The organism is Vibrio sp. Vb0598, assembly GCF_033338935.1.
Taxonomy (GTDB): domain Bacteria; phylum Pseudomonadota; class Gammaproteobacteria; order Enterobacterales; family Vibrionaceae; genus Vibrio; species Vibrio alginolyticus.
The window spans coordinates 164,951-181,358 of the sequence record NZ_JAWOTP010000005.1; the positions used below are offsets into that span (position 1 = coordinate 164,951).

Annotated in this window: 15 protein-coding genes; 9 read left to right on the top strand and 6 right to left on the bottom strand. The window is 45.0% G+C overall.

Annotation, left to right across the window (positions count from 1 at the left end; all coding sequences use genetic code 11):
• Nucleotides 1–137 precede the first annotated feature (137 nt).
• Both R7Q38_RS07690 and rlmF read left to right on the top strand, forming a co-directional pair.
• Nucleotides 138–653, top strand: a complete 516-nt coding sequence (locus R7Q38_RS07690; RefSeq protein WP_137281908.1) for a M48 family metallopeptidase — start codon at nt 138–140, stop codon at nt 651–653.
• Nucleotides 640–1,767, top strand: coding sequence for a 23S rRNA (adenine(1618)-N(6))-methyltransferase RlmF (gene rlmF / locus R7Q38_RS07695; RefSeq protein WP_318114178.1), 1,128 nt, complete (start codon nt 640–642; stop codon nt 1,765–1,767). Before R7Q38_RS07690 ends, rlmF begins: the two co-directional genes overlap by 14 nt.
• A 71-nt stretch (nt 1,768–1,838) precedes the next feature.
• Here the strand turns inward: rlmF and R7Q38_RS07700 are convergent, their stop codons facing one another.
• From R7Q38_RS07700 to R7Q38_RS07725, 6 genes are all read right to left on the bottom strand, one after another.
• Entirely contained in the window at nt 1,839–2,159 is a 321-nt protein-coding gene (locus tag R7Q38_RS07700) for a hypothetical protein (RefSeq protein WP_005397755.1), read from the bottom strand.
• A gap of 70 nt (nt 2,160–2,229) precedes the next feature.
• Nucleotides 2,230–3,825, bottom strand: coding sequence for a S41 family peptidase (locus R7Q38_RS07705; protein WP_225472828.1), 1,596 nt, complete (start codon nt 3,823–3,825; stop codon nt 2,230–2,232).
• A 364-nt stretch (nt 3,826–4,189) separates the two neighbouring features.
• Nucleotides 4,190–4,954, bottom strand: a complete 765-nt coding sequence (locus R7Q38_RS07710; protein ID WP_017633951.1) for a hypothetical protein — start codon at nt 4,952–4,954, stop codon at nt 4,190–4,192.
• Nucleotides 4,955–4,984: 30 nt separating this feature from the next.
• A complete protein-coding gene (locus tag R7Q38_RS07715) occupies nt 4,985–5,659 on the bottom strand; it encodes a GntR family transcriptional regulator (RefSeq protein ID WP_225472830.1) in 675 nt (224 codons plus the stop codon).
• A gap of 152 nt (nt 5,660–5,811) precedes the next feature.
• A complete protein-coding gene (locus tag R7Q38_RS07720) occupies nt 5,812–7,344 on the bottom strand; it encodes an aldehyde dehydrogenase (NADP(+)) (protein WP_318114179.1) in 1,533 nt (510 codons plus the stop codon).
• A gap of 21 nt (nt 7,345–7,365) precedes the next feature.
• Complete coding sequence (locus R7Q38_RS07725) at nt 7,366–8,367, bottom strand: 4-hydroxyproline epimerase (protein WP_239932028.1); 1,002 nt, start codon at nt 8,365–8,367, stop codon at nt 7,366–7,368.
• A 109-nt stretch (nt 8,368–8,476) separates the two neighbouring features.
• Here R7Q38_RS07725 and R7Q38_RS07730 point away from each other — a divergent pair, with 109 nt between their 5' ends.
• The 7 genes from R7Q38_RS07730 (at nt 8,477) to R7Q38_RS07760 (ending at nt 16,288) form a co-directional block, all read left to right on the top strand.
• Nucleotides 8,477–9,733: an NAD(P)/FAD-dependent oxidoreductase gene (locus R7Q38_RS07730; RefSeq protein ID WP_239932029.1), complete on the top strand. Its 1,257-nt coding sequence runs from the start codon at nt 8,477–8,479 to the stop codon at nt 9,731–9,733.
• A 125-nt stretch (nt 9,734–9,858) separates the two neighbouring features.
• Nucleotides 9,859–10,932, top strand: a complete 1,074-nt coding sequence (locus tag R7Q38_RS07735; RefSeq protein ID WP_239932030.1) for a polyamine ABC transporter substrate-binding protein — start codon at nt 9,859–9,861, stop codon at nt 10,930–10,932.
• 87 nt (nt 10,933–11,019) lie between these two features.
• Nucleotides 11,020–11,994 carry an ornithine cyclodeaminase family protein gene (locus R7Q38_RS07740; RefSeq protein WP_239932057.1) on the top strand — a complete coding sequence of 325 codons (975 nt, stop codon included), beginning with the start codon at nt 11,020–11,022 and terminating at the stop codon, nt 11,992–11,994.
• Nucleotides 11,995–12,050: 56 nt separating this feature from the next.
• On the top strand, nt 12,051–12,965 hold the full coding sequence (locus R7Q38_RS07745; protein WP_005389756.1) for a dihydrodipicolinate synthase family protein: 915 nt from the start codon (nt 12,051–12,053) through the stop codon (nt 12,963–12,965).
• Between the two features lie 73 nt (nt 12,966–13,038).
• The gene (locus R7Q38_RS07750; RefSeq protein WP_239938889.1) at nt 13,039–14,160 is read left to right on the top strand and encodes an ABC transporter ATP-binding protein; all 1,122 of its coding nucleotides are present in this window, start codon (nt 13,039–13,041) and stop codon (nt 14,158–14,160) included.
• Complete coding sequence (locus tag R7Q38_RS07755) at nt 14,157–15,437, top strand: ABC transporter permease (protein ID WP_239938890.1); 1,281 nt, start codon at nt 14,157–14,159, stop codon at nt 15,435–15,437. Before R7Q38_RS07750 ends, R7Q38_RS07755 begins: the two co-directional genes overlap by 4 nt.
• A 2-nt stretch (nt 15,438–15,439) precedes the next feature.
• A complete protein-coding gene (locus R7Q38_RS07760; RefSeq protein ID WP_239938892.1) occupies nt 15,440–16,288 on the top strand; it encodes an ABC transporter permease in 849 nt (282 codons plus the stop codon).
• Nucleotides 16,289–16,408 lie beyond the last annotated feature (120 nt).

Genomic DNA, 16,408 nt, shown 5'->3' on the forward strand with positions numbered 1-16,408 from the left:
GAGTTTCTCTCCATTATCATTGGGAGGCGAAGTTTAACGGCCTTTCACAATAAATGAAAGGCGAAAGCTAAGGTGAAACTGTCCTTTATCTCAGGTATATTGAGCGCCTTTATTTTGTCATAACAGACGTTAACTCTATGCATCCGTCACTTCGATACATTCAAGGCTACCCACAAAACATCGTAGAGCAGGTGAGCTCATTGATAACGAGTGGCAAGTTTGTTCCTTGGTTCGAAAAGCGCTATCCCGATAGGCACCAAATCAAAAGCGAAAGGGCGCTCTATGAATACGCCATGACAATCAAAAATCGCTACATGAAGAAAGCCGCGCCAATCAGTAAAGTCGTCTACGATAAGAAAATTCACGCGGTAAACAACGCGCTTGGTTTGCACAGTGTAATCAGTAGAAACCATGGCGGTAAGCTGAAGTCGAAAAACGAGATTCGCATTGCCAATGTATTTAAAGATGCGCCCGAGCCACTATTAAGGATGCTGGTGGTACATGAGTTGGCACATACTCGTGAGAAAAACCACGACAAGGCGTTCTATCAGTTATGTTGCTACATGGAGCCTGAGTATCACCAACTCGAATTTGATGCTCGTTTGTTTATGATTTATCTCGATTTAAAAGCGAATTTGAATGAAGAACAATAATCACAACGCGAAGCAAGCAAAGCCAAAAACTTCAATGGCGGGTCAGAATAAAGACGCGAATAAAGCCAAGCCGAAGCGTGTTAAAGACAAAGTTGCGCGCAAATCCTCGCAGCCTGCGGGAAAGAGCGAAGTCGAGTTCATAAAAATAGCGAAGAATGGTTTGCATGAGCGTAATGTTCATCGAGGTCGTTACGATTTTAAAAAACTCGTGGAAAGTGAACCACAGTTAAAGCCATTCGTTATCAAAAATCCGAAAGGGGAAGACTCCATAAACTTCTCTGATCCTAATGCTGTTAAAATGCTCAATAAAGCATTGCTTGCTGCGTATTATGGTATCGAGTTCTGGGGCATTCCCGACACCTACCTTTGCCCACCGATTCCGGGCCGCGCTGATTACATTCACCGAGTGGCAGAACTACTTGATAGTGAAGTAAAAGGTCAGTACGCGCACCAAAAAGTGAAAGCGTTGGACATTGGCGTGGGAGCAAACTGTATTTATCCGATTGTTGGTGTAACAAAATACGGTTGGCACTATACGGGCAGCGATGTCGATCCAAAATCCATCCAATCGGCTCAAACGATCGTAGAGCACAATCGTGTTTTGACGGGAAAAATTGCACTAATACAGCAACACAATGATGCCAATATTTATCGAGGTATCATTCAACCGAATGATCGTTATGATGTGACGACATGTAATCCGCCATTCCACCGTTCGGCGGAAGATGCCGCTATGGGCAGCCAGCGTAAAATCGATAATCTAAAAGCAAACCAGCGTAAGAAAGGGCTAAAACCTCAAACCGCACAAGTAAAGACAAGTAAGCCTGCGTTGAATTTTGGCGGTCAAAACGCTGAATTGTGGTGTGAAGGCGGAGAAGCGGCGTTTATCCGAAAAATGGCGAATGAAAGCCAAGCTTTTGCTGCGCAGGTCTTGTGGTTTACAACACTTATATCCAAAAAAGACAACGTTCGCCCGATGCGCAAGCAGCTTGAAAAATTGGGTGTGAAAGCCATTCGTGTGGTTGAAATGAGTCAAGGGCAGAAAGTGAGCCGCTTTGTAGCTTGGTCATACATGGATAAGCAACAGCGCAAAGCATGGATTGAACTAAAGTAACGTTGACTGTTTCACACTGAACAATAAAGTAGGAAGCCCGCTGATATCAGCGGGCTTCTATTTTGGGAGATCTAAAACTTAATGATGGGCTCACAATCTAGTGAACTGAGAGAGACAAAAGTATCTGTTTTGGCATAGTACAAGCCACAGGTTTCACCTCTTATCTGCAACGTATATTGGTCTGGAAGATCCGTATAGCTGCCATCCAACAGTTGATTGTTGTTCCCTTTTACTCGTCCTTTTTCAATCAACAAATGCGGTGAGGATTCAAATACGTTATTTGCGATTCTAGGTGCTGGTGTCCCTTGGATTTCTGCGATCGCGTTTTGAATCTCTATGACTGTTTCCGGAGAGTTCTTTTTACTCAATGCTTCAACGGGTTCTTGTGACATAGCTTGGCATCCTATCAAAGAAATCGAAGTGCCTAAGAAAAGCGCAACCCGAATCAGCATTCGTAAAAAGTTAGTTGATCTCAACATGAATTGCCTCTGTTCGTAGCGGAGAGCGAAGATCGCTTAACTCCGGAGATGAAATGTTACGCGGCATGGCGTTGAAACTTGAAGGGGATACTGGCGGACAGGTTCCTGTTTCCATGTAGTTTAGCGCCGCAGAAAGCATACCTTCAGACGGATCGCCTAACGGTTTTGTTAGGTCGTCATTGACCCAGCAACCTTCCACTCTATTGTTTAAGCCTAGCTCGGTATTGATTTGGCTCTTTGGAGTAGGAATAAAACCATCAGCGAAGTCGCCAAATTTTTTCTCGTTCGCCGACTTGAACTGAATAGTGTAGTACATAGTGCCGCAGTTTTGTTCTGGTGAGAACCCATACGGTTTACCTGTGGTTGTTGAGCCTATTTGGATAACCTCCACATCAATGCCGCGCAAAGCGTTGATTAACAGTTCACTTGAGGAAGCCGTGCCTCCTGAAGTCAGTACATATACGCGCTTTTTGTTCAGTGTCGGAAGCACTTGGTCCGAATATTTCTGTGCTGCCCAGTCTATTGCTAGATTCGTAAAGCGATAGATGTTATCCCCATCCTTAATGGTACGCATCACTTTGTCATTGTGAATCAATTCACTGAAGACTCGGTTCTGACCAGCACCGCTTAGCATGTAGCCTACTTGCGAGGACTGAAGGACTAAGCCACCGCCGTTGTAACGTAAATCAACGACGATCTCGTCAACATTCTCTGCTGAGAGCGTACTGAACGCCTCAATAAGCGGGGCTTGAGCGCTTGGTTCAAAGGAGTTGTATTGCAGATAGCCGATCCGCATACCATTGTGTGTAATCACTTTGGCATTTTTAACTGGAGAGGTCATGACATCAGAGGCGGTAAGCGTCACGGTTTTCTCTAGACCGTCAACACTCTCAAATGTGAAGGTGTAATCTTGATTGATGTCAGGGTTAAAGAGCGTTTTGTTAATAAAATCAATGTCGGACTGACTACCGGTGTTAACCACATCAATATTATTGATTTTCAGAAGCTTATCACCACGAGCAATGCCGCTTCTATCAGCTGGCGAGGCTTCTTCAGTGTAGGAAATACGAACGTCTCGAGGTTGTACGCCACGTAGGAATGCCCAGTTAAAACCAAATCCAGCAACTAAACCGGATTGCGATGATTTCATCTCATCTTCATAAGGGACGGTAAAATGGAAGCGATCTTTTGGTTTACCCGTCGCGGTAGTAGCAGAGGTGACCAGCGTATTGAAGTAATCAGTAACAGTTTTGTAGTTTGCTGGATTATTATCAGGAACCTCGTCATACCATAGATACGTTTCGTTAGTAAAAGCTCTTAAAAAGAGTTTTTCGTGTAATGCAGAGCCCAATTTATCTGGATAGGCGGCATAGTTGTCATATGGGTCCAGTCCGACGCGGGGCGTTTCACATTGGTTGATAAACGTTTTCGACGGTTGGCTAAAATCACCGGCTTTCCATGTTGGACCGTTTGCACTGCTAGTGGACGGAGTAGGTGATGAACCATCACCGCCGCCACCGCCACAGCCTTGTAATAATGCGAGAGTGACTGCCGTTGCTAAAGAATACTTAAATTTCACTTTTCTATGTCCTTATAAATAATAGAATTATAATTATGTGTTTTGCTTTTGTTTTTATTAGCCAGGTGAATGTATTAATTTAATTTGTTCGTCTGCAAATTTATAGTTAAATAGTGTGAGGTAAATAACGTAAAAAAGTTGTCTTTTATACTTAAGCTAAATTAGTCATTACTTAAGTTTTCTGTCTATTTCAAAAGAGCTAACAAGACAATTAATAAGTGTGAAATTAAGACAAGTTCTTAGTTGACTAAGCGATGCTTGCTAAATAAAAATCAGAATTAGATTCAGGAAACGCTTTGAATCAATAGTTTGGTAGGGATATATGATGTTATCTGGGGTTTGTTTGATTTATTTGTCTGATGCTTTAACTTAATTTAGTGAGTTGAGCGACGTGCTTTAATAGGCTTCCGTCAATGTTAGGTAAATCATCAGCGAAAAATATCTGAGCACCGGGAGTGCAGCGCATTAATATATTTATTAGTTCACCTTCATTGTTGGAAGTGTTAACTGCGTTAAGTTTCGCTAATTTATTACAAAGCTCGTCCTCTATTTGCACTTTCTGCTCTTCGGTGAGCCTAATGCGACCTATACATACGCCTGGGTTGATATCATGAGAAAGCGAATCTTGTTGAAATCGCTCTTTGAATAAGGTGTCTAATGCCGTACCTTCTTCCATAATAAATCGACGACCAGAACGGTAAAACAAGCCGTCTCCGAAGTTTTCGACATATCCTAGAATTTCCGCGATACGCAAATAGAATCGTAAGCTTGTATCAGAAAGTCCGTAAGTTTGGGCTATCTCTTGCGGTTTAATATCACGAGAAGTCAGCATATAAATAAAATCAAGTAAGTAAGGATGCTCAACGAAAAGGGCGCTCTCTTCATCTGTTAGCATTTGCTCGTTTTGGTGCTGAAGCTCGTTGGCTAAGGTTGCGAGTTCGATGAGATCGGTATTCAGGTAGTTCAGATAAATAAGTACTTTATCCAAACCTAAAGCTGGATTATGTAGGTGGCGTTTAATACTAGATAAAGGGATGCCACTTTTCTCTGACAAGGAATTGTAGCAAAGCCCTTCTTCTTTAATCTTTTGTCGTAGCGCTGCGAGTAAAAACTTTGGTCCAACATTCATCCTTGAATATCACCTTATTCGTTATTCCGTTTACTGGCTGATATTTTGCCTTTCAAGCAGCAGGTTTCGAATCGCTGTGCCCGCTTCTAGAATGTGTTTTTTCAGCAGGTACTTGGCGCCTTCGATATCGCGATTTTGGCACATTTCAAACAAGTTTAAGTGCTCTTCTTCTGCCTTTTTAATGCCTGTAGTAAACAATAGCTGCATGCGTATGTATCGGTCACACTTTGTGTTCAGGTTGTAAATGACGTCCATAGTTTCAGGCATGTTGGCTGGCGCATATAGGGCTTTGTGGAACTCGTAGTTGTAGTTGCTCCATTCTTCTACTTCGGCGCCACTGTTCACTACTGACTCGAAACGTTCGCGAACTTCGCGCGCGCGTTCAAGGTCAGCGTCTGTCATATTTTGAATCGCACGCTCTAAAATGTGGCATTCCACGACAGCGCGCAGTTCAAATAGCTCATTGATTTTCTCTGGAGATAGCTCAGTGACCGTCGCACCTTTGTGAGGTTCAAAGCTAACGAGTCCTTGTGCTTCCAATTGAACTAACGCTTCACGCACAGGAATTCGGCTAACATTAAACTCTTTTGCTAACGCATCTTGACGTAAAGGTTGACCAGTTTTTAACTCGCCCTTCAAGATCTGAGTTCGAATTGCTTCCTCAACGAGCTGAGTACGCGTTTTAAAAACAGGTTTCTGTGACATTGAAGTCTCCCGTGAAATTAATATTGTATCCAATCCATTTTACTTTAGTAGTTTATTGTTTTTCTGGCACAAACCAACTAGGAAAGAAGGTTTTGAGAAGTAGAGTGAAATAAAAGGCATCAGTTGATGCCTTTTTGAGCCATTTGGTGATCTTATTGGGAGACTCTGCCATTTATGGCGCGTTGAATACCCAGTGGGTTCGACGCTTTTAATGAATCCGGCAATAAAGATTCTGGTAAAGCTTGATAAGCGACGGGACGCAACCAACGATGAATAGCCTCTGCCCCGACAGATGTTGAGGCAGAATTGGTTGAAGCCGGATATGGTCCACCATGAACCATAGCGTAACCAACCTCGACGCCAGTTGGCCAACCGTTGAATACAAGGCGTCCGGCGATTTCTTCCAAACTTGGAAGCAGTTGCTTCGCTTGTTCTTCGTCTTCAGCGGTAGCGTGAAGGGTTGCGGTGAGCGATCCAGTCAGTGAATCACTCAGTTTCAACATGTCATCGAAATCTTCACAGATTACGATTAACGATTGAGGACCAAATATTTCTTCCTCCCATTGCGGGTTTTCACGCCAGTTTTTACTGTCCGTCACGAACAGTGCTGGTGAGACATTGGTCGCTTCTGCTTGTTCAGAACGAGTGACGTTAATGCCTGTTTCGGAAGCTCGCTTATCCACTTCGGATTCATACGTTTCTCGGATTCCTTGCGTTAGCAAAGTGGCCGTTGATTGTTGTCGAATTAACCCTTGAGCGATTTCGATAAAGGCTTGCGTTTCTGGGCTATTCAAGACAAATACAACGCCTGGTTTTGTACAAAATTGTCCACAGCCCAAAGTCATAGAAGCCACAAACTCTTCAGCCAATGAGGCGTTTGCTCGTATGGCTGAAGGGAGAATAAATGTTGGGTTAATCGCCCCTAGTTCACCATAGAAGGGGATTGGCTCTGGTCTTTGCTGAGCTAGATTGAACAGCGCACGGCCACCACCGACGGAGCCTGTAAACCCAACCCCTTTAATTTTTGGATGGGTAACGAGTGCTTGGCCAAGTGCGCGTTTGTTGCCTTGCAATAGCGTGAAGATGGCTTGCGGTAAGCACTCTTTCTCCAGTGCAGCCTCAATACACTCTGCAACAAGTTGACTGGTGCCAGGGTGGGCGGTATGGCCTTTTACAATCACAGGACAGCCAGCTGCCAGTGCCGAAGCCGTATCACCACCTGCCGTAGAAAATGCGAGCGGAAAATTAGACGCACCAAACACGGCGACAGGGCCAATTGCGATTTGTTGACGGCGAATATCTGGTTTTGGCAGTGGTTGACGGTTTGGGTTTGGCGTATCGAAAATTGCTTGATGGTGATTACCCGATCTCACAACCTCGGCAAATAGTCTTAATTGGCTCGCTGTACGTCCTATTTCACCGCTTAAACGTGCTTCGGGAAGGGCAGTTTCCAAATGAGCACGAGCAACGATTTCTTCACTCTTCACTTCCAATTCAGAGGCGATAGAGCAAAGTAAGCTCGCTCGCTTTGCATTGCTTAGTTGGCGAAACTCACGCGCAACGCTTTGGGCGGCTGAGGCGGCTTGATTAACTTCTTGCTCTCCATGTACCGGAAACGCTATAGGTAGAGGCTCACCAGTAAAGGCGTTGACTGCGTAAAAAGTGGTTGGTTCTTGTGGGTTCATCATTCTTCCTTACTATCCTTGTTACTTCACTTCAAATCCGTACGCATATGGGTCTTCATCGTCTACCCATATCGTGTTGTGACCGTATACTTGTGCCCATCCTTCAATGCTTGGCAAAATAGCGGCTTTGCCATTCACTTCGGTAATGCCTTCTATACGTCCTTGAAATAGGCTGCCGATGATACTTTCGTGAACAAAGTCTTCTCCTTGATTGAGTTTGCCTCTTGCATGCCATTGCGCCATGCGCGCACTTGTTCCCGTACCACATGGCGAGCGATCCAACGCTTTGTCGCCGTAAAACACAGCATTTCGAGCGGTAGCGTTTTCTTGAGTGGGCTCTCCGGTCCATAGCACGTGAGAAACACCGCACACTGTTGGATCTTCTGGATGTACGCACTCAACCGCTCGAGATACCGCTTCGCGAACTTTTGGAGAAAGCATCAAAATTTCATCTGGAGAGTAGTATTCAAGTCCGGCGTAGTTTTCTTGAGGATCGACGATTACGTAATAGTTTCCGCCATAAGCAACATCGACAGTGAGCTCACCTAAGCCCTCTATGTTCACGGTTACGTCTTGGTGGGCAAGGTAAGCTGGTACGTTAAATATCTTCACCGACGTGACCTTGTCACCTTTTGTTTGGTAGTGCACTTCGATTTGTCCTGCTGGGACATCAAGTATCAAACGGCCTTCTTTTTTGGGAGTGATAAGGCGATTCTCGATAGCGGTAGTGACGGTTCCAATGGTGCCGTGGCCACACATTGGTAAGCAGCCACTGGTTTCAATAAACAGAATTGAAGCGTCTGCGTTATCGCTGCAAGGAGGCAAGACAACTGACCCCGACATCATTGAGTGTCCGCGAGGCTCAAACATGAGTGCCTGACGAATCCAATCATAATGCTCAAGAAAGTATTGGCGCTTTTCGCTCATGGTATTGCCTTCGAGTGGAGGCACACCGCCTGCGACCAGCCTAACTGGGTTGCCGCAGGTGTGGGCATCAATACAGAAAAAAGTTCCTTGTCTCATTTTTCGCTCCTTGCTGAAAAAATGGTTGAATTAAACAATGGTAATGTTAACGTAATGTAAAATATATTGTATACAATCTACGTTTTCAAGTGTGACTCGGAGCATATTTATGTTGGTCAAGGATGAAACCAAAAAGGAAAGGATCGCCGTGATAGGTGCGGGGATTATCGGCTTATCAATTGGATTGAAGTTGCAGCAGCAAGGTTATCAAGTCACGATTTTTGATCCCAATGGCGTGGGGAATGGATGCTCTAAGGGAAATGCAGGCCATATCGCGACTGAGCAAATCTTCCCTCTTGCAACGCCAGCGCTGCTTTCACAATTACCTAAAATGCTGCTAGATCCCAAAAGTCCGGTTTCGATCCGTTGGCAAGATATTCCAAGCACTATCGGGTGGATGATTCGTTTTCTATTACAAACAAAGCCATCAGCCGCGGAGCAGGCAAAAAACGCGATTAAAACTCTTAACGAGCGGTCAGTGGCGAGTTGGCGTGGCGTGCTTGATTCAATCGGAAAAGCGCATCTAATAAAAATGAATGGTTCATTGCTCACTTTTGAAAACGAGAAACTGTTTAAAGACTACCAAAGTACGCTTAACTCACTGGCTAAAAACGGTGTGGCGTATCAAGTTTGGACACAAGAGGCGATTCGAGAGCGGATACCTGATCTCAGCCATAAGGTTCGTGTCGGCGTCTTTTTTCCCGATACAGGTCATACGCTAGACCCTTATCAGCTCTGTGTTGAGCTAAGTGAAGCTTTTGAAGTTCTTGGCGGTAAGGTTTTACAAAACGGTGTATCTGCGTTGGCGAAAAATGGCGAGGTGCTGGTTGAGTCTCAAACGTATTCATTTGACCGAATCATTGTTGCCGCTGGTGTACATTCTAAGCCTTTGATACGGCAACTAACCGGAGTCAAAGTGCCTATTCAAGCCGAGCGTGGTTATCACCTAATGGTGGATGACAAGCGTGATGTATTGCCATTTCCTATTAGCTCTGCCGATAGAAAGTTCATCATGACTCCGATGTCTGGCGGGCTACGCTTGGCAGGCACTGTTGAGTATGCCGATGTAGAGTCACCACCTAATATGAAACGTTCAGCAATGCTTTTTCAGTTAGGTGATGAGATGTTTGAATCGGAGTTAAATCCACTCAAGCAAGGAGAAAAGTGGATGGGTAATCGGCCTTCAACAGTCGACTCGTTACCGGTTATTGATAGCATTTGGGATGGAAATGTATTACTGGCATTTGGCCACCAACACCTTGGATTAACTCAAGCGGCGATTACGGCAGATCTCCTTTTAGAGCTTATCGAAGGAAAGCCGACATCGATTGATCTTTCACCTTTTTCATTACAACGATTCGCCTGAAAAAATTTAATATTAAATATTGTATAAAATATATTAAATGCTAATGTTAACTTAATTTTAACAAAAACTGGTGTCCAACAGCCGTACTCGGATGCCTCCAGAAAAACAACCAAAAGGAGTAATACATGTCACGAATGACCAAAGCACCATTGGCACTGTTGATTTCAGGAATGCTGTTGGGGACTTCTGCTTATGCTGAAGACAAATTGACGGTCGTATCTTGGGGTGGTGCATTCACCAAGAGCCAAGTGGAGGCATATCACAAGCCTTTCATTAAAAAAACAGGTGTTGAGATCGTATCCGAGGATTTCAGTGGCGGATTAGCCGAAATTAAAGCGCAGGTGGAAGCGAACAACGTGCGCTGGGATTTGGTGTCTCTCGACAAGCCGGACATTGTTCGTGGTTGTGCCGAAGGGTTATTAGAACCAGTGAACCCAAGTATTTTGCCTCCGGGCGCAGATGGAACACCAGCACAAGAGGATTTTATTGATGGTGCGATTCACGAATGCGCAATCAATACCATCGTAGTGTCCACTGTATTAGCGGTGAACGAAGACGCGTTTAAAGGTAAGGCTTTGCCTAGCAAGTTGAACGATCTCTTTGACCTAAAAACTTTTCCAGGTCGACGTGCATTGCAAAAACAGCCTCAGGGTAATCTTGAGTGGGCACTATTGGCTGATGGTGTAAAGCCAGAAGAGGTCTACAGCCTGCTCGAAACCGAAGCGGGGCGTGAGCGTGCTTTTGCTAAGTTGGATACGATCAAATCAGAAGTGCTGTGGTGGACAACAGGTGCCCAGCCACCTCAAATGCTTGCAGACAAAGAAGTGGTGATCGCCTCGGCGTTTAACGGCCGAATCCACAATGCCCGTAAAGATGAAGGTCAACCATTTCGGATTATATGGGACCGTCAAATGGGTTACATGAATGGATGGGCGATACCTAAAGGGAGTGAGAACACAAAGCTTGCATTGGACTTCATTGCTTTTTCTTCAGGAACAAAACCATTAGCTGATCAAGCTAAGTACGTTGCCTATGGGCCTACGCGTAAGTCGTCTTCGGCGGAGGTGAACCCAGACATTTTAGCGAACCTTCCTACCGCACCTCAAAACTTCCAAACCGCCTTCCTGATTAACGATGAATGGTGGTCAGACTACGCGGATGAACTAAATGAAGAGTTCAATACCTGGCTGCTTAACTAGGCGTTAATTTGTGTATGGGGTCGAGTTTTCATCCATAAGCGAGGTTCCGTACTTTTCCTCAACTGTATTTATGTTTTCGGAGAAATGATGAAAGTCATCGAAGCACAGCAAGTCGCGCAATGTTTAACAATGAAGTCTCTTATTGAAACGATGCGTGAAATGTACTCGCGGCCAGCAACAATACCTCAACGCCGAGTCATGCCCTTAGAAGAGGGAGAATACGAGGCGTTTGCGCTACTTCCAGCTTGGAACCAGGAGTTGATTGCGGTGAAAGCCTTTACGTATTTCCCGCATAACCCTGAGCACGGCAAAGATACGCTTGCATCTAAACTGCTTGTTTTTAGACGAAATGATGGTGAGCCGCTCGCACTCGTAGACGGTAAAGTTTTAACGTTTTGGCGCACCGCCGCAGCTTCTGCGTTGGCAGCGGACTACTTAGCGTGCCCCGATGCTGATCGTTTGTTGATCTGCGGAACGGGCAATCTTGCGCCTTATTTTGCTTGGGCATACGCTGCGGTTCGCCCGCTTAAGCAGGTTTACATTTGGGGGCGCAACTCAGACAAAGCCGAGGCGACGGTAGATGCCATTGTGTCATCTTCAGAGTATCAGTCGCTTCCTGATGAGCGTCGGTTTCGCGTTTCAGTCGTAGAAAATGTGGACCACATTATCAAACACGTTGATATCATCAGCTGTATTACCGCATCAGCAGAGCCTTTGTTTAATGGCGCAGACGTGCAGCCGGGCACCCATATTGATTTGGTCGGTAATCATGACTTGGATAAGCGTGAATGCGACTCCGAAGCAGTGCAACGAGCACAGGTGTATGTTGATAGCCGTATTAATGTATTAGCCGAAGCGGGCGATCTTCTCATTCCAATTCAAGAGGGCGTGTTCACGTCAGACGATATCAAAGGGGAATTACCGCAGCTTTGCGCCCAACAAATCTCAGGACGTCAAAACGATGAGGTCATTACTTTATACAAATCAGTTGGCAGTGCTTTGGCTGATTTGGCCGCTGTAAAGGCGGTGTTGTTAGAAAATGGCATAGATAGCCATGCCTGAGCATTTTTGCTCGTTCATTTAAATTGCATACAATATACATATAAGGAAAGTAGTTCATGAAAATTGATTGGAAAGGTGTTTATCCGGCGGTCAGTACGCAATTTCGTCAAGATCAGTCAATCGACTTAGACGCAACGCAAACTGTTATAGATAACCAAATTAAAGATGGTGTGAATGGCATTATCTGCTTGGGTACTGTCGGTGAGAACTGTGCGTTGTACCCGGAGGAGAAACGCCAGGTCTTGCAAGCGGCAAAAGAAGTCGTAAATGGCCGTGTGCCTTTGATTGCTGGTACAGCAGAGTCTATTACCACAGCAGCTGTTGATTACATGCAGGATGCGTACAAAATTGGTATCGATGGTTGTATGGTGATGCCTGCCATGGTTTACCGCACGTCTGAGAGCGAAACGTTCGAATATTACCGCACGCTAGCAAAAGCAACGCCAGAAATGCCAATCATGATTTATAACAACCCGGTTGCTTATGGTGTCGATGTAAACCTCGATATCATGGCGAAACTGGCTGAGTTTGAAAGTATTGTAGCTATCAAAGAGTCGACCACTGATACTCGTCGTATCACCGAGCTTTACAATAAATTTGATGACCGCTTTACCGTGTTCAGTGGTGTTGATGACATCGCTCTTGAATCATTGATGCTAGGTGCGACCGGCTGGATTTCTGGTTTAACCAACGCATTCCCAGAAGAGTCCGTTGCGATTTATAAACTGGCAAGCCAAGGTCGTTATGCTGAAGCGTTAGAGATCTACCGTTGGTTCTTACCCCTACTGCGTTTAGACACCATTCCTACGCTGGTTCAGTGCATAAAATTGGCCGAGCAAGTCTGCGGACGTGGCTCTGAACAAGTTCGTGCGCCACGCCAACTCTTACAAGGTGAAGAGCGTCAACAAGTCATTCAAATGGTTGAACATGCGTTAGAAACCCGCTTAGACCTATCCAAATACAATCTGTAATTGTGCTGTTTAGTAGAGCGTTAACTGACGCTCTACTCATTCGTAATATTCAAAAAATGAGAAGAGGGAAGTCATGAGCACGGAAAACAAGGACTATGTCAGCTTTCAACACGTTAAGAAAACCTACGATGGCACGAATTTGGTGGTGAAAGACTTCAACTTAGATATTGCTCCTGGAGAGTTCGTTACTATGTTGGGGCCGTCAGGATCGGGCAAGACCACTTGCTTGATGATGCTAGCAGGCTTTGAAACTGCGACCGGTGGAGACATTTATATTGATGGCGTTCCTGTCAATCATCTCGCGCCGCACAAGCGCGATATTGGTATGGTGTTTCAAAACTATGCGTTGTTCCCACATATGACCATTGCTGAGAATCTTGCGTTTCCTTTAAAGGTGCGAAAACTCGACAGTGACACGATTCAAAGCAAAGTTCAGAGTGTATTAGAAATGGTCGAGCTTGAGCATGTTGCGACTCGATACTCAAAGCAGTTATCAGGTGGTCAACAACAGCGTGTCGCGTTAGCGCGAGCATTAGTGTTTGAGCCTAAACTCGTGTTGATGGATGAACCACTAGGCGCATTAGATAAGCAGCTGCGCGAGCAAATGCAGATGGAAATTAAACATTTGCATGAAAAGCTTGGCATTACCATTTTGTATGTGACGCACGATCAAGACGAAGCTCTCACTATGTCCGACCGTATTGCGGTTTTTAATCACGGCGAAGTGCAACAACTCGCGACACCAACCGAGCTTTATGAATCTCCGAGTAATACGTTTGTTGCGCAGTTTATCGGAGAAAACAACCAACTCTCAGGTTTAGTCAAAGAGTGGAACGGAAAGTATTGCCAAGTGCTCGTTGGGAAAGAGTTATTTACTGCGAAACCTGTCAGAGTCTCTGAGCAAGGGCAGAGAACAACACTTTCCATTCGACCAGAAAAGATTGTTATTCAACCAGAGAAAGCGTCTTGTGAGAACCAAGTCTCGGGCGTCCTACGAGAATTGATTTATCACGGTGATCATTATCGTCTGGTCGTCGAAGTAGAGAGCGTTGGTCACTTCATCGTTAAAGTACCTAACGATAATCGTAAACACTTGCAGTTAACGCCTGGCTCAATTTGTCGTATTGGTTGGCAAAGTGACGATTGCCATGCTCTTGATGGGACACAAACTCAAAGTAGCGAGGTAGCAGCATGAGTCGAGAGCTAACCGCATTAGATTCTGTATTGGAAATCGAACGCCAAGTTCATCAGCAAGAAACCAATTTGAAAGCGCAGTTGCAAAAGGCCGAGCGCCGAAAAAAGCTTCGCTCCATTATGCTCACAACTCCATTGGTGTGTTTTGTTCTGCTTACGTTTGCTTTTCCTATCCTCGACATGCTTTATCGAAGCGTGGATAACCGAGAAATATCCCTGTCACTACCACAAACTATTCAAGCCTTAGAAAGTTGGGATTATCAAGGTCAGCCTCATCAAGAAGTCATTGAGGCATTCTCTGTTGAAGTACTTGCGCTTTATCAAAGCAAAGAGCTGCCGAAAATAGCCAACCGGATGAATATTGAAGAGTCTGGTATGCGTAGTTTACTCATGAAAACCGGCAGAAAGTTGTCTCGTTTGACGTCGCTGCCGAGCTCGGTGACACAGTTGGCTAAGCTGGATAAGCGATGGACTAATCCTAAATATTGGGCGGCGTTTAAGAATCTTAGTGGCGCATTAACATTCAGTCATTATCTTGCAGCGCTAGACTTGCAAGTGAATGAGTTTGGAGACATTGAGCCCCAACCAGAAAAACGCCAAATATACGTCGACCTTTTCTTTAAAACTTTTTGGATGTCTATCTCAATCACCTTAATTTGTTTGGTGATGGCGTACCCCGTTGCTTACCTGCTTGCCAATTTACCTGATAAGCGCGCGAACTTACTTTTAATTATCGTGCTGCTGCCATTTTGGACATCATTATTAGTCAGAACCACGTCTTGGATTGTTCTGCTGCAAAACCAAGGGGTCATTAATGATCTCCTTATTTGGTCGGGTTTTACTTCTGAGCGAATTCAGATGATTCACAATACCTTCGGAACGGTGGTGTCTATGGTGCACATTCTGTTGCCTTTTATGATCCTGCCTCTGTATAGCGTAATGAAAGGAATTAGCCCAACTTATTTCCGTGCCGCTCGTTCTCTAGGCGCGACGCCTTTCATTGCGTTCATCAAAGTTTATATGCCGCTTACGCTACCGGGGATAGGTGCGGGGGCCTTGCTCACTTTCATTCTTTCTATTGGCTTCTACATTACGCCCGCTTTGGTTGGTGGAAGAAGCGGACAGATGATCTCCAATATGATTGCCTATCATATGCAGACATCACTGAACTGGGGGATGGCTGGCGCATTGGGTGGACTGCTTTTGTTCGTTGTACTGGTTCTGTTTTATATGTTCAACCGTGTAGTTGGCATTAACAACCTTAAGGTAGGGGGATAACTATGGCATTACCAAACTATGCATCAAAAGTAGAGCGAGTTGCTTACGCAGGTTACTTAGCTTTTTGTGGGGTGGTGCTGTTCTTTTTAATCGCTCCAATTCTGACCATCATCCCGTTATCGTTTAATGCAACGCCTTACTTTACTTTTACCGAGGGGATGTTAAACCTTAATTCGGAAGCGTATTCTACTCGCTGGTATCAAGAAATGTTTACTAGTGATCAGTGGCTGTTGGCGCTGAAAAACAGCACGTTCATTGCTTTTATGGCGACACTCGTTGCAACAGGGCTAGGAACTCTGGCGGCGTTGGGTTTAGCCAGTAGTAATTTGCCTTTTCGCAATACGATTATGGCGCTGTTGATCTCACCCATGATCGTACCAGTCATTATCTCTGCTGCTGCGATGTACTTTTTCTACACACGCCTTGGCTTATCACAAACTTATTTAGGCGTCATTTTGGCACACGCTGCGTTAGGTACGCCTTTTGTCGTCATTACCGTTACTGCGACGTTAAGCGGCTTTGACCATAGCTTGGTAAAAGCGGCGGCTAGCTTAGGAGCAAACCCTGTTTATACTTTCAGACACATTACCTTTCCTCTGATTCGTCCGGGGATGATATCTGGCGGCTTGTTTGCTTTTGGCACCTCGTTCGACGAGGTTGTGGTGGCGTTATTCCTGACTGGGGCAGAACAAAAAACCGTTCCGAGGCAGATGTGGTCAGGAATTCGAGAGCAAATTAGTCCGACCATATTGGCGGTCGCTACGTTGTTGGTTTTTATGTCGGTGTGTTTGCTCGTGATATTAGAAGTTTTACGTAGGCGTAATGTACGCATTAGAGGCATTCAAGAATGACCAGACTTTTTCTTTGTTGGTCACTTTGCACTTTTGTTTAGGGGCACCTCAATTTTTGATCAAATGCGCCTCATTGTAGGCGCTTGTCTTTTGTGTTTATCATCAGCGATGACTGACATG